Annotated in this window: 9 protein-coding genes; 5 read left to right on the top strand and 4 right to left on the bottom strand. The window is 44.6% G+C overall.

The features are described 5' to 3' along the window. Window positions 1-290 precede the first annotated feature (290 nt). Complete coding sequence (locus ACJB0T_RS04805) at window positions 291-842, bottom strand: hypothetical protein (protein ID WP_479293664.1); 552 nt, start codon at window positions 840-842, stop codon at window positions 291-293. Between the two features lie 196 nt (window positions 843-1,038). Here ACJB0T_RS04805 and ACJB0T_RS04800 point away from each other — a divergent pair, with 196 nt between their 5' ends. After that, window positions 1,039-3,093 carry an alpha-amylase gene (locus tag ACJB0T_RS04800; protein WP_479293666.1) on the top strand — a complete coding sequence of 685 codons (2,055 nt, stop codon included), beginning with the start codon at window positions 1,039-1,041 and terminating at the stop codon, window positions 3,091-3,093. A 975-nt stretch (window positions 3,094-4,068) separates the two neighbouring features. Beyond that, window positions 4,069-6,129 carry a hypothetical protein gene (locus ACJB0T_RS04795; RefSeq protein ID WP_479293668.1) on the top strand — a complete coding sequence of 687 codons (2,061 nt, stop codon included), beginning with the start codon at window positions 4,069-4,071 and terminating at the stop codon, window positions 6,127-6,129. A 396-nt stretch (window positions 6,130-6,525) separates the two neighbouring features. Here the strand turns inward: ACJB0T_RS04795 and gltS are convergent, their stop codons facing one another. The 3 genes from gltS to ACJB0T_RS04780 all read right to left on the bottom strand — a co-directional run bounded on the left by gltS (window position 6,526) and on the right by ACJB0T_RS04780 (window position 10,283). Beyond that, window positions 6,526-7,752 carry a sodium/glutamate symporter gene (gene gltS / locus ACJB0T_RS04790; protein WP_479293669.1) on the bottom strand — a complete coding sequence of 409 codons (1,227 nt, stop codon included), beginning with the start codon at window positions 7,750-7,752 and terminating at the stop codon, window positions 6,526-6,528. Window positions 7,753-7,862: 110 nt separating this feature from the next. After that, window positions 7,863-8,888: a HEAT repeat domain-containing protein gene (locus ACJB0T_RS04785; protein ID WP_479293671.1), complete on the bottom strand. Its 1,026-nt coding sequence runs from the start codon at window positions 8,886-8,888 to the stop codon at window positions 7,863-7,865. Window positions 8,889-8,921: 33 nt separating this feature from the next. Continuing rightward, on the bottom strand, window positions 8,922-10,283 hold the full coding sequence (locus ACJB0T_RS04780) for an anaerobic sulfatase maturase (RefSeq protein ID WP_479294545.1): 1,362 nt from the start codon (window positions 10,281-10,283) through the stop codon (window positions 8,922-8,924). Between the two features lie 202 nt (window positions 10,284-10,485). Between ACJB0T_RS04780 and ACJB0T_RS04775 the strand changes: the two genes are divergently transcribed. The 3 genes from ACJB0T_RS04775 to ACJB0T_RS04765 all read left to right on the top strand — a co-directional run bounded on the left by ACJB0T_RS04775 (window position 10,486) and on the right by ACJB0T_RS04765 (window position 14,094). Further along, window positions 10,486-11,295, top strand: a complete 810-nt coding sequence (locus tag ACJB0T_RS04775) for a formylglycine-generating enzyme family protein (protein ID WP_479293672.1) — start codon at window positions 10,486-10,488, stop codon at window positions 11,293-11,295. Between the two features lie 107 nt (window positions 11,296-11,402). Then, on the top strand, window positions 11,403-13,040 hold the full coding sequence (locus tag ACJB0T_RS04770; protein ID WP_479294547.1) for an alkaline phosphatase family protein: 1,638 nt from the start codon (window positions 11,403-11,405) through the stop codon (window positions 13,038-13,040). 106 nt (window positions 13,041-13,146) lie between these two features. Further along, window positions 13,147-14,094 (top strand): LysR family transcriptional regulator, encoded by a 948-nt coding sequence (locus ACJB0T_RS04765; RefSeq protein ID WP_479293674.1) that lies wholly within the window; start codon window positions 13,147-13,149, stop codon window positions 14,092-14,094. Window positions 14,095-14,153: the final 59 nt, after the last annotated feature.

Genomic DNA, 14,153 nt, shown 5'->3' with positions numbered 1-14,153 from the left:
AAAAACGAAAAAACCAGCATAATTAAGGATGCTGGCTTCACGTCTTGGTATGTAACGTATTGATTATGCTTTATCTTTGCTCGTCGCTTTCTGGTTCGTTTCTTTCCAATACTGAATACGACAGCGATGCAGTTGTGCACGTCTCATCTTTTTCATGATTAACTCCTTCTAAACTTTACGCATCTCACGTTACGTTTCTTATGTAACAGTGAAATGACAACCGTAAGACCGTTGTGTGACACTCTGTGAGTAACATCGATGAGCTTGTTGTGTTGAACACACTTGCTCGACTAACGATTCCAAATCAAATGAATGCGCTCAGCGTCACTGGTCATTAATAGCGTCTTTGTTGCTAACGTATTCTGAATCTCATTTTTCCTGATCCAGGTAAACTGTTTGGACACAAAAGTGGGATATAAGTTCAAAAACTCAACCAGTTTCTTATCCGCAGTTTGAGCCGTGCCCTGATTGATCAATTCTTCGACAGTGAGTGTTTCATCACCAATTTTGACCTCAACTAAGTGATAGCTGTCCTTACGCAAGGCAGTTTGAACATAGGTAAAATCATGCACACTAAAAGGAAAAGAGTAGTTAACCTCAGTGGCATCACCGTCTGAATTGACCGAAATAACCACATCAAGCTCAATGCCGCGATAGCTTTGCTCAAAAGCACAAAACTCCTGACGCTCTACTTCGCCGCAGTCATATAACTCTGAAAGGCTCTCTACATCAGCAAGCGTCTTTATAGGCTGTAGACCCGAAACATATTGATTCGGCCAAAGCTCAGTAGCGAGGACGCTATGGCTAAAAACAAACAGTAATAGGGTTAACAAGGGCTTCATTTCGATCTCACGGGCTAACTCAGACACCCAAGACTAGCAAGTTATACCGTTTCTCCCCTCCTCCCCCCAATTTACGCCCACACCAAGGTCATTTTGTGACCAGACGCAAATTCTAAGGCGTAGGCAGTGAGAAGGATGTGGCTGACATTGATGCGTTTTATATTAGCCTTGGAAAACTACAAAAAATGGAATGAGCATGAAACATAAGACCCTACTTGCTTGCATGCTACTAGCCTCGCCTGGGCTGCTAGCATCACCCAATATCACGGTTTCAACTTCAACCACCAGCCGTGACTATCCTATAACGGCAGATGAGCCGTTGGTGATACCACTGACCAAAGATAAGTACCAATTAAAAGTGTCGGGCATTGATGGCAGCTGCGATAATCAACTACCTAGCAAAATTAAGTTCAATACACCGATTCCTCTGTTGTGTGGCGAAGACTCAATTCTGCCTCTTAACATCCGTTTTACCGGTGATTACTCCTTTAGCTACGACGAAGAAACCAAGTCTTTGGTATTCAAAAGGCAACCTAAGAAAGTCGCTAAGAAAAAGTTCAAGCGCCCTATTCCTAACGTTCAATGCGCAGCATTCCCAAACGAGGCACAGACCATTGCTGTCGGTGATGCCTATGCCGATGGTACTAAGCTAAAAGATGTCTTCACTGGAGATATAGTCACGGTAAAAGGCGGCAAAGTGACGGTAGTACCAAACGCGGCGTCTGGTGGTTTGACTCTACTCGAGCCTGTCGACACGGTTGAGCTGTCTGATGAGTTAAATTATCGAAATGCTAACATCTACTTTGTGATGGTAGATAGATTCAACAATTCCAATCCAGGTGAACCACAGCCATATGGCCGCCAATCTGATGGTAAAGACAACATCGGCACTTTCCACGGTGGCGATCTTAATGGCATTACCGAAAAGCTTGATTACATCCAATCACTTGGCACAAATGTGATTTGGCTATCACCGATTGTCGAGCAAGTGCATGGATTTGTTGGCGGTGGCGACAGCGGTTCATTCCCATTCTATGGCTACCATGGTTACTGGACTCGTGATTTCACCAAGATCGATGAAAGCTTTGGTAACGATGATGACTTAAAGCGTTTAGTAGACGAAGCACACAAACGCGGCATTAAAGTGCTGCTGGATGCGGTCATCAACCACCCTGGCTATTCAACACTTGCCGACATTCAATATGATGACCTCAACGTAATCAAGCAAGAGCACCAGTTACCAGCAATGTTTGCCAAGTGGCAACCCCAAGCATCAGAAAACTGGCACAGCTATCACAGCAATATCGACTACCAAAGCGAAGAATGGAGCCACTGGTGGGGCGCGGATTGGGTTCGTACCGGTTTGCCAGGCTACGACAAACCAGGTTCAAGTGACATTACCTTATCGCTCGCAGGCCTCCCGGACTTTAAAACCGAGTCCACTAAGGCAGTAACCCCTCCCCAGTGGCTGCTTGATAATCCTGGAACCCGTGTCGCCAAACGCGACAATTACACCGTTGCCGACTATCTCATTGAATGGCAAACAGATTGGGTGAAACGCTTTGGCGTTGATGGTTATCGCGTCGATACCGTAAAACACGTAGAAGGCGATGTTTGGAAAAGGCTAAAAGTCGAGGCGACGCAAAGCCTAGAGCAATGGCGAAAAGACAACAATCAATCTGGACAACCCTTCTGGATGATGGGTGAAGTTTGGGGACACAGTGCGTATCGCAGCCCCTATTTTGACGACGGCTTCAATGCACTCATCAACTTTGATATGCAGAAGAAGCTGGATAAAGGCGCCGCGTGTTTCAGCCAAATGGCGGACACCTACCAGAATTACGCCAACTCAATTCAAGAGTCGGAAGACTTTAACCCAGTAAGCTACATGTCTTCTCATGATACCGAGCTTTTCTTCAGCCGTTTCAAAGACTACACCATGCAGAAAAACGCGGCGAATGCCTTACTTCTGAGCCCAGGTGCGATTCAGGTGTATTACGGTGACGAAGTAGGTCGAAATATTGGCCCATATGCCGACGACTTCCACCAAGGCACCCGCTCAGACATGGTGTGGACACTAAGTGATGATAAGAAAGCGTTGCTCGAACATTGGCGAACTGTTGGTCAATTCAGAGACCGTCATCCGGCTATTGGTGCAGGTAAGCATACCGAGATTGCTAACGACAATGCTTTTGTGTTCTCTAGAGAGCTTGATAATGACAAGGTGATTGTTGCTTATTTTGGTAAGTAGTGCTCTCTAATATGCGCAGAAACGAAAATAGGTTGGCCTTGTCCTTTTCTGCGGTTTTGAATTAACAAATGAACTTAAACGCCTCAATAGAAAGTTTATCTTGAACTATTGAGGCGTTTTTTTTATGAAGATGAGAGCACTTTCATGACACTTCGGCATTGAACGATGGCAATTGATTGGACGTTAGTATTCTAGGTTTCAGTTTTCGTCATTCCGCACTCCATGCGGAATCCACCCAACGCGCACTCCTAACCTTCAAGATTCAAAGTCAGCGCCTGAGCGTAGCTTCTAGCTCGTTATTGGACAATTCCGAGTTGCGTTTTATCTAATTTAGTAGAGCATGAATTAACTGAAGTATGGCAACTTGCTTATTTGAGTGTCCAGTGCCACAGGCGTAGGTCACTTTATCGACCATCTAAGGTATTGTAAGTCTCCTTAACCTCGTGGCCAAGTTCGCTATATGTCTACAGATTGATTTTATATTTCAAATCGTTGTTAGTGGGTTAAATCATCAAAACAGGGCGATAACTGCTTGATTTATTCACACGCATTTAAATTTTTCACCCAATGCTAATATATTGCCTTCGAACTTGAACTAAGCGACTCACCAAGCCGGAAATCTGGTGCCCTTTGCCTAGATCTACGACTAATAATTTATGGTAGTACTGCTTGTTTTCAAGTTAGAAAAGCCGCCACTTTCAGCCGTTAGATCCTTCTTCTACACCTTTCTTTCCATAGATATCGCACTTATTGTCTGAACTCGTACGAAAAAAATAACTTTTTTTTTAAAATTATCGGACTTGTGCACTCAGTACAAATTCTGGAATGTTTAATCTATCAGTAAGTTAAAACACTATCATTCACAACTGGCGCACCGCCAACAGAAGACATTGACAGTGTGAATTAGAATGCCCACAGCTTATATGTTAAAAATCCCACGTAAATTTGATCTAAGACATAAAATAAGGAATTTTTGTGTATTCACTTGTAACAAAGAAATCTCTGCTGGCCACTACAATTTCGGCTCTACTCCTCTCTGGCTGTGGCAATGAGTCAAGCTCTACCACTCCAGAACCTTCAACCACCTTCAATATTCAAGCGATTGATGGCTACCTAGTTGACGCTGAAGTTCGTGTTGATACTGACGGTAATTGTAATGGTGACGTTATAGCAACAACCGAGGCTGGCGGCGTTGGTAAGGTTCCTAATGAGTTCCAAGATAAAACTCTTTGTATAACCGCTGTTCCAGCGGTCACTTATGATGAAACCCGAGGCATTGTGACCACTGAGTTTGAACTGAAAGCACCAGAGGGAGCAACGGTTATTAACCCAATGACGGATCTTGTTGTCGATGCTATGCAAACAGGTCAATCACTTGATGATGCTAAACAGACTGTTCGCGAGGCTATTGCCGACAACTTAAATTTATCTATTGAGCAGCTCTCTGAAGACCTATTATTTGGTGATTACTTATCAACGTCAGGTACTGATGTCGTGAGTAAACAACTTGAGGTAATCGGCGAAACCTTAGTTGATAATGCCGGCCTATCTCCAGAACAAAAGATTGAAGTGGCAGAACGTGCGGCTGACATTATTGCAGAGGCCGAGCTAGGAGAGCTTATCGACAAATCGATAACAATTGAAGTTGGCGATGTCGATGGCTCTATTACCGCGACGGAAAATAATCGCCCTACGACTAAAAACTCTACTTTACTTCTTGATAATATTGAGCTTAATAGCCTTGAAGAAGTCGACTTGAGCAATTATTTCAAAGATAGTGACGGTACGATCGATGACTATAACATGATCAGTATAGACATTGATGATCTCAAGCAGTACGTCACTATTGAGCGTGATACATCAGGTGCTGTTTTACATACACTGACATTATCTACTAAAAAAGCAGGCACATTTACCTTTGATGTTTTTGCCATAGATAACGATGGTGCTCGCTCTTACCCTATGACCATTTCTTACCAAGTTGTGTCACCAAATACGCCACCAACTATTAACGAAGAAAAAGAGTCAGCACTTCGAACATCAATTAATGACTGGACAGGCACTGTTGGAGAGTCTTTCTATCAAGGCATCGACATATCAGAGCTATTTATTGACCTTGATAACGACGCTGTTATCACCGCAAGCATTGGTTCAGGCTTAACGGCTGAGCTAAACGGTGATTCAGTAATCGTAGAAGGTACACCTACAAACGAAGGGAAAGCGTCTCTTACCCTATCGGCAGACGATAGTGTCAACGTACCAGCAATTGCGACATTTACTTTTGATGTAGAAAAAGCTGAACAGCCTATCTTGCCTAGTACCCTTGACGGTGTATGGTCATCATACGAAAAATATGAAGATCCAGAAAATGACTATACCAACGAGCACTATATGGTTTTAGCTTTCGGATTAGATAACACCTACGTTCATACCGAGTTTGATAGCTATTGCCAAGAAGAGGATCGCTGGGGTGAGCCATGTGGCATGCAAATTGGTGAATATTCTATTGATGGAGACATTGTTACTTTTGGGAAAGTATCCTTAGATACTAATGGTGAAACAGGACCGAAGATAGGTGGAGAAGCTCGGATTACCTATCTTGAAGATGGAAAACTAGAACTTGATTTTTTTAATGAAGTAGAAATAGATGATAACGACAAAGAACAGCCTGTCATCGCTATTCTTGATAAACAAGTAGCAACGGACAATACACCATTGACGGGATATTGGACTATTACACATGGCGAGGGAGTAGCGACATTAATCTCCTATGAATTTGGGAATACAACGCATTGGTCATTTACAGAAACTCGTACCAGTGAGTCTCATGAAATCGTAAAAGTAGATTTTGACGGAGATATTAACGAAGCCAGCTTAAGTTATACGGCTATCGACGATACCAATGGCGGTCGAGGATTGTATGATATTGGTGAAAAAACATCAAATGTACATACTATTTCTAGGTCAGGTGACGTATTTACATTGACCAATGACGAAAAACAAACGCTAACTATGAGTAAAAATAGTGCTCAGTAAAGTGATGATTACGTCCGTGTATAGCGGCTAATAATCTGCATCAATAAGTATCTGCAAAGGAGGGGACTTGTAATAGGTTCCCTCCTTTTTATGAATAGTGGCAAATTAGAGAAAGACACTATAACTAAAGGTGCTTAGATGTTGTAGTGGCACGCTGAGTTTGGTCATATAGTTAGCGTTGTATGCATGAGGGTAAGTAAGTCGATTTGTGGAAGCTGAAATCAAGTTCAATTCCACTCTGTCTGATTTTGGGGCACAAATGAATTAGCCATCACCTCCTGTTTGCAAACACACTGGGATTTTAACCGATACTCCATGTAAAAAGGAGCTCGCAATGAGCCCCCTTCTATTCTCAACACCACCAAGGTTATATGCTTATTTAGATTCTTAGAAGTTTTAAGCCAACAACCCCATGAAGTAAGGAATAATAAAGGCGTTCGCCAAGTCAATAAAGAACGCACAAACCAGCGGCACTACAATAAACGCTTGATGCGAGTTGCCGTACTTTTGCGCCACGGCTGACATGTTAGCCATTGCTGTTGGTGTCGAGCCGAGTGAAATACCACCAAAGCCAGAACAGATAACCGCTGCATCGTAGTTTTTGCCCATTGCTGGGAAAATGATGAACAGGTTAACCAAAATCGCGACCACAAATTGGGCACCAAGAATGGCAAATATCGGCCCAGCCAAATCTACTAGTGTCCAAAGCTGCATACTCATCAGTGACATCGCTAAAAATGCGCCAAGCGACATATCCGCAATCAACGCCACAGCCGGTTTGTTAGCTGGCCATTTTGTGCCGGTGATGCGTGGGTAGTTGTGCGGGACAATATTCGAAAGGATGATACCTGCAAACAGACAGGTCACAAACAGAGGCAGTTGTAGACCAAGATACTCTACCCCTTCATTGAGAAACACACCGACAATAATACAGGTATGTATAGCAAGCATCGCATCGAGGAAATCATAAGAGGTGATTTTTGGCTCTGGTTTGTTGTCAGCAACACCCACATCTAAGTGTTGTTCTTCAGCAGGCTTGAGGTCATAACGTTTAATAAGAAACTTGGCGATTGGACCGCCCATGATACTGGCCAGGATCAAACCAAAGGTGGCACTCGCAATACCAATTTCCATCGCTGTATTGAGGCCAAACTGCTCTTGAATTTTTGGTGCCCAAGCAATTGCAGTACCGTGGCCGCCTATCAAAGATACCGTACCACTGAGAAGACCCGCCACTGGCTCTAAGCCAAAGGCCGTTGCAACGGTTATACCCGTGACGTTTTGGAGCAACATGTAACCGACGGTGATAGCAAGCAAAATAATGAGCGGCTTACCGCCTTTCATCAGATCACCTAGGCTGGCGTTAATACCAATGGTGGTGAAAAAGTAAACCAAGAGCACGTCGCGCGCCATTAAGTCAAAAGAGACTTCGAGCGACGTTGCCATATGGAAGAGTGCGAACAGTACCGAAAAAACAATACCACCCGAAACTGGCTCAGGGATACTAAACTCCTTTAGAAACCCCACAACCTGATTGAGCCGACGACCCACAAACAAAACAATAATGCCCATAGTTACGGCTAAGAAAGAGTCGATATGAATCACACCGTCTTCAATTGTCATTGTACCTACACCCTGTAACAAAATTATAACTACAGGATGCCTGTATTCGGTACGCTATCCAACTCTTTTGTAGTGGATTTTTTCTTTGTTACATATAGTTGAGAAATGGCTCAAAGATTTTGCTTCGCTTTCAATTGCTCAATCACGTACGGCGGTGCCACCTTACCTAGCTCTTCTAAACATGCCTCTGTTTTCGCGTTGTTATGACGAACGTACATATCGCACACTGCATAAAGCTGCTCTGGTGCACCCGAGATCAAATAGGCTTGCTCAAACGATTGAGTCGCTTTTGCTACATCTAATGGCTCTTGTAATACCCCATTCAAATACCAGTAGTAACTGTTCTCCGGCGCGAGTTCTGTCGCCTTCTCTATAGCGCTCGCAGCTTCTGATTTATTCTCCATACGAACCAAAGTCAGCGCTTTCGCATATTGAAGCTGTGCTGAAGCATCGTCACGTTCGATTGCTTGGTTCAGTACATTTAGTGCCTGTTTATCGTTAGATTGGGCGCGATAGTTATCAGATAAGCTAAGTGATGCTTGTGTCGTCAGCTCCGGATCATCTATGAGTGCAAGATACTGCTGCTCTGCCTTCTCCCACTGCAATTGCCAACGATAAACGTCACCCAATAGTAATTGACTGCGCTTGCCTGATTGTCTTTCAAGGTATGCGGTCACTGTAGGATAAATCTTATCAATCGCCTGTTGCTGTTCGTCAGCCATGGTCGAGTAATCTGGCAATAAGTTAATTGCCGCCGCTATTTGCACCGACTCTTCACCATCAGACAGCAACGGGGATACTAGCTTCCATCGATACTCAAATTGATAAGGTTTTGCACCGACTATTGCTGCTTCCCTCACATCAGGATTACTGTCTTTCAAAGCACGCGTAACCGCCACCAACGCATTCTGATTGGGGTATTGGCTGAGTTCATGCAGTGCATCGACACGCGCTTCTGCGCTTTCTGCTTGGTTTTGTGCAACATAAGACAAACGTTGAATGCGCTGTTCGGTAGACTCTTGCGCAGATGACACCGCCTTTGCGTTGGATTCTCCGATAGCGGTATTATTTGCAAATGCGTAATGGCTGATTGATGCCAGTAACAGGCCTGCCAGCGCCAAAGGTTTGATATTCATGATTCGCTCCTAAAATGGATACTGAGTGGCTTGTTAGAACTTTGGATTAAAGCCGGTTGCATTGGTTGTATTGGCGTTCTGAACCACACTTTGCATGGCCATCTTTCTTTGCTCAGCGACCGCTCTATCACTAAACTTGCCATGGGCCACAGGATTTCCAGTAGCTCGTAGTATGTACGCTAACGCTTTGTCTGCATGAGAGAAAAACTTTTTCCATCCCGCGCACAGATAGTTCAAACCAGGCTCTCCATTTCGAGTTTTGATGAAGCGATTTTTTGGACACTCTCCGTAACAAGCGAACTGGTAGTCACATTGCTGACATTGGCTCGTCAATGTCCGAGATTTTGCAAAACCAAACTCTTGCTGACCTTTGCTGTACGCCATATTTTCTAGGCTATCGGTATTAATATTGCCAATCTTGTATTCTGGGTAGACATAGTGGTCACAACTAAACACATCGCCATTTGGCTCCATTGCCAGCCCTTTTCCACACAGTGACCCTAGCGTACACAGTGGATTTTTACGTCCCATCCACGTCTCGACACTGGCTTCAAAATACTGAACAAACACCTTACCAATGTCTTTTTGAACCCATTCGTCAAAGACGGCGATAAGAAAATTACCCCAAGCCTCATCCGATACACACCAAGGCTCCATAGTAGAGTTGGCATTACCCGGAATAAGGCGCTTATCGCCTTGTCTTAACTGCTCACTCGATTGCCCTGTCTGAGGCGCATCGGTACGAAACGTCTTTTGCTCAACAATAGGAATGAACTGCATTTGAGGTGAGCGAACTTCATCGCGCAAAAAGCGGTAAACCTCTAGAGGATTTTTGCTGGTTATATTGTTCACACACGTTAACGTGGCGAAGCTCACTTTGTATTTATGTAATAGCTCGACTGCCTGCATGACTTGTTTGTGAGTACCACGACCAGCACGGTTGGTGCGATAAGCATCGTGCAGCATTTGCGGCCCATCAATGCTTAAACCGACGAGGAAGTTGTGCTTAGCTAAGAACTCACACCATTTGTCATCCAACAAGGTGCCGTTGGTTTGCAAATCGTTGGAAATCTTCACACCTGGTGGCTGGTACTTCGCCTGTAGTTCGACGATTTTTTTGAAGTAGTTCAGACCGAGCATGGTCGGTTCACCACCCTGCCAAGAGAAAATGATCTCTGGGGTGTTCTGACCTTGAATGTAGTTTTTGATGTACTGCTCAAGCATGGCTTCATCCATCTCTGGTGAACAGCCTTTCTTATATTCAAGCAAATCTTGTTTGCTCAGATAGTAGCAGTAGTTACAGTCGATATTACACACAGCACCAATTGGCTTCGCCATCACGTGCATTCGCTTAGAGGGTCTTCCTTGAAATTGTGGTCCTTGAGTTAGCTGCATCGGTGACTCGGCGTTTGAAGAAGATGCCATTGGAGATGTGGTCGCGTTAGCGCTAGAAACCATAGAAATAAACCTTATATCGGATAACGAGCTTAGTGTATCCCAAGTGCAGAGAGGTGATTGTTATAGTGCATATAACCAAAAGGAAAGTGCGCTGAAGTTAATATTTAGAGGATACTTTTGACTGACAAGAGCAACGCACATGAACCATCACACAGAGGAAAAACAGGCATGGAATGCGACCAAACTATTCGTAGTCTTCGCTATCATCGCGCTACCTATCCTACTTTCTGGCTGCGCAACTAAGCCAGATCACCCTATTGCCCTCAAAATCAACCAAGACATGGTGCTAGTTAAGGGTGGTGAGTATGTGATGGGCTCCGATGCCCCAGAAGCCGCTAAGTCAGAGCGCCCAGCTCACACTGTAAAAGTGAACAGTTTCTACCTTTCCAAATTTGAAGTCACTCAAGAGCTATTTGAATCCGTTATGGGGTCATCGATGAGCTTTTTTGCCGACCCTAACGTGCCTGTAAATAACCTAAGCTGGCAACAGGCCAATTACTTTGTCGAGCGTTTAAACGAACTGACAGGTGAAAACTATCGCCTACCTACCGAAGCAGAGTGGGAATTTGCTGCAAAAGGCGGAAACGAGTCTAAGGGCTACACCTATGCGGGTTCTAACAACATTGACGACGTCGCATGGTATGTCGGAAACGCAAACAATCGCGCTCATCCTGTAGGACTTAAGCAACCAAACGAACTTGGACTCTATGACATGACGGGTAACGTCGGCGAATTCGTTCAAGATGCCTTTGATGACGGTTTTTACCGTTTTTCTCCTGTCGATAACCCCAACAATGCCAAACACTCAGATTCTGGCTTGTCACATAAATCCGTTCGAGGTGGAAGCTTCTCCTATGATGCTGATGAATCAGAAAATTTTCGTCGAGACTTCGCTAGCCAATCTATAATTATGTCGGACATGGGATTACGTCTGGCAAAAGATCACTAACGTCTTGGCAAGGAACCTGTATGAAACATACTCTCAATATAACCTCTCACGTGACACGCGCCCTTTTGGTGACAGCGTCACTTTCCGGTTGGCTTTTGCTGCCCACCATGGCACACGCCGATGCCAACCAGCCGAAACTGGTAGTACAGATCACCGTAGATGGATTACGTGCCGATCTCATTGAGCGCTACAAACACAACTTCGGCCAAGGTGGTTTTCGCTATCTAATGGACGAAGGTGTCTACTACAAAAACGCCAACTATGAACACGCCAATACCGAAACAATCGTAGGTCATGTCTCCCTAGCAACAGGGGCGCCACCAGCAGTACATGGGATGGTGGGTAACGTCTGGTTCGATCGTTCGCTTGACCGACTGGTTTATAATGTAGAGGATCCTAACTACGCAATGCTCGCCACAGGTGCCGGAGTTGATAAAGCAACGGAGATCGACCCCACTCAAAAAGCCGCCGCGGGGGATGGACGCTCTCCAGACCCTATTTTATCGACCACCTTTAGTGATGAGCTAATTATCTCCAACAATGGTCAATCTCGTGTGTTCTCGGTATCGATAAAAGATCGCGGGGCGATATCTTTAGCGGGCCATGGCGGCAAAGCTTTTTGGTTCTCAAAAGCACAGTCAGAGTTCGTCACCAGTAATTACTACTACGACAGCAATCCACAATGGCTAAATCGTTGGAATGAAAAAGCGATTCCTAACCGTTATTCAGGTCAACGTTGGGAGCTCTCCTTGCCTAAAGAAAGCTACTCTTTACAAGAACGAGCTAAAGACCACAAAGTAGACCTTGGTGGCTTTGCACGAACCTTCCCGCACCCATACGGACCTGCGTCATACAAGTACTACTCCACCATGCTAACGGTTAGCCCTGCGGGTGATGAGATCACGGCAGAATTTGCCAAAACGCTAATGGCGCAAGAGAAACTGGGAACTGGCTCCGCAACCGACTTTTTAGCCATCAGCTTCTCTTCTAACGACTACGTGGTGCATTTGTATGGTGCTTCAAGTTTAGAGACTGAAGATAATTTAATTAGGCTCGATAAAACCTTGGCAGATCTGTTCAGCAATATCGACAACTCCATAGGTCTAGACAATACGTTAATCGTACTTTCCGCTGACCATGGTGTACCAGAAGCAGCACCAACGCTTAATACATTAGGCTTTAGACAGCCGTTCTACTTTAATAAAGATGCCCTACTCACCCAAGAGTTAATGAGCAAGTTAAAGAGCGAGTTTGGATTGGGTGAAGAGGTCATCAAGCTTTACGCACAGCCATACATCTACCTCGATCACGACTTAATTGCGAAGAAAAACCTATCACTGAGTGACGTTCAAAAGCTCATCGCGGAAGACGTGATGAAAGTAAAAGGCGTTGCCGCAGCAGTGACCAGTGAAGACATCGCTAACAATCGCGTGGCGGATTCTCGTGTAAATCAATTGATTCGCAATAACTATCATCCACTGCGCTCAGGCGATGTATACATGGTGTTCGGCTCACGTACTTACATCAACGATATGGACGGACTCACCATCGCGTCAACGCATGGTTCGCCTTGGCGATATGATACTCATGTGCCGGTTATCTTTGCGGGCAACAAACTGAAAGCTGAAACCATAAGCCGCCCAGTCACGCCTTATGATATCGCGCCTACGCTTTCTGGATACTTAAACATCAGTGCACCGAGCGGTGCAACCGGTAATATTCTCGAAGAGGTCGTCGACAACTAGCCTTTATTTGGAGGAGCGTTTGATTTAGATAAATCAAACGCCCCTTTCATTCTTTATACCCCTTAACTATTATGTCTACGAATCATTTAGTTAAGGCAGCAAATCCATGTCCATTTCTCAGCAACTTAAACTGTTTGTCGATGTCGTCCAACAAGGCTCATTTGCCAAAGCCGCATCGTTAAACAATATGGACAACTCCTCACTATCCAAACAGTTCAAGAAGCTCGAACAACACTTAGGTGTTCAATTACTCAATCGCTCAACACGTTCGTTTTCCCTGACCTCTGCCGGAGAGGATATTTTGGCAGAAGCCTATCAACTCATTGATACACTCGATAACATTAAGAACATCGCGGACTCCTACCAGTCTGAGCCGAAAGGCGTCATTCGTATCGTCTCTGCTATGTTCCTTGGCCAACAATACATTCAACCTGTCGTAACGCGATTTATGCGTAAATACCCTAATGTTCAGGTAGTGTTGCATTTAGACGACCGGCGTACCGATATTATTGCCGATCACTATGATGTGGCGATTCGGATGGGCAAACTTGATGACTCCAACCTCATTGCCCGAAAAATTGCTAATTCCAACTTTGCCGTCATAGCATCGAGGTCATTTATTGATACTCACGGCAAACCCACAACACCAGAAGCGCTGATTAACTTGCCTGCCATTATTTACAACAACGGCACAGTTTGTCTAGATACCTTTAAGATGAGTACAGAACCTAACGGCGGTGAACTTCGTTCGTTTAAAATGCAAGGCAACTACAAAGTCAGTGACGTACGTACCTTAATTGCGGCTGTGCGCGATGGTTTGGGTTATGCAGTGATTGATCTGTTCAACCTAGAAAGACCCATTGATGAGCTGGGGTTAGTTCCTCTACTTACTGACCATACTCTGTCGACTCTTGATAAAGGTATCTACGCCCTCTATCCACATAGAAAACAGACTCTTTTGGTCTCGGAGTTTATCAACGAGCTAAAACTGGCGATTGGTGAGCCGGCTATCTGGGAAAGTTATATTCCTGACTATCACTTAATGTACAAATAGGCCTGATGTTTCTTCATTAGAAAAAAGAATGACACCAAGCCTATTGGAGACGGTAATAC

The sequence above is a fragment of the Vibrio sp. CB1-5 genome (assembly GCF_059412285.1).
The sequence above is the reverse complement of the archived record's forward strand: the minus strand, read 5'-3'. Positions and strand labels throughout refer to the sequence as shown.

Coding starts and splice junctions, on each gene's coding strand:
- ACJB0T_RS04805 (WP_479293664.1), bottom strand. CDS start 842: ATGAAGCCCTTGTTAACCCTATTACTGTTTGTTTTTAGCCATAGCGTC.
- ACJB0T_RS04765 (WP_479293674.1), top strand. CDS start 13,147: ATGTCCATTTCTCAGCAACTTAAACTGTTTGTCGATGTCGTCCAACAA.
- gltS (WP_479293669.1), bottom strand. CDS start 7,752: ATGACAATTGAAGACGGTGTGATTCATATCGACTCTTTCTTAGCCGTA.
- ACJB0T_RS04770 (WP_479294547.1), top strand. CDS start 11,403: ATGGCACACGCCGATGCCAACCAGCCGAAACTGGTAGTACAGATCACC.
- ACJB0T_RS04785 (WP_479293671.1), bottom strand. CDS start 8,888: ATGAATATCAAACCTTTGGCGCTGGCAGGCCTGTTACTGGCATCAATC.
- ACJB0T_RS04800 (WP_479293666.1), top strand. CDS start 1,039: ATGAAACATAAGACCCTACTTGCTTGCATGCTACTAGCCTCGCCTGGG.
- ACJB0T_RS04780 (WP_479294545.1), bottom strand. CDS start 10,283: ATGCAGCTAACTCAAGGACCACAATTTCAAGGAAGACCCTCTAAGCGA.
- ACJB0T_RS04775 (WP_479293672.1), top strand. CDS start 10,486: ATGAACCATCACACAGAGGAAAAACAGGCATGGAATGCGACCAAACTA.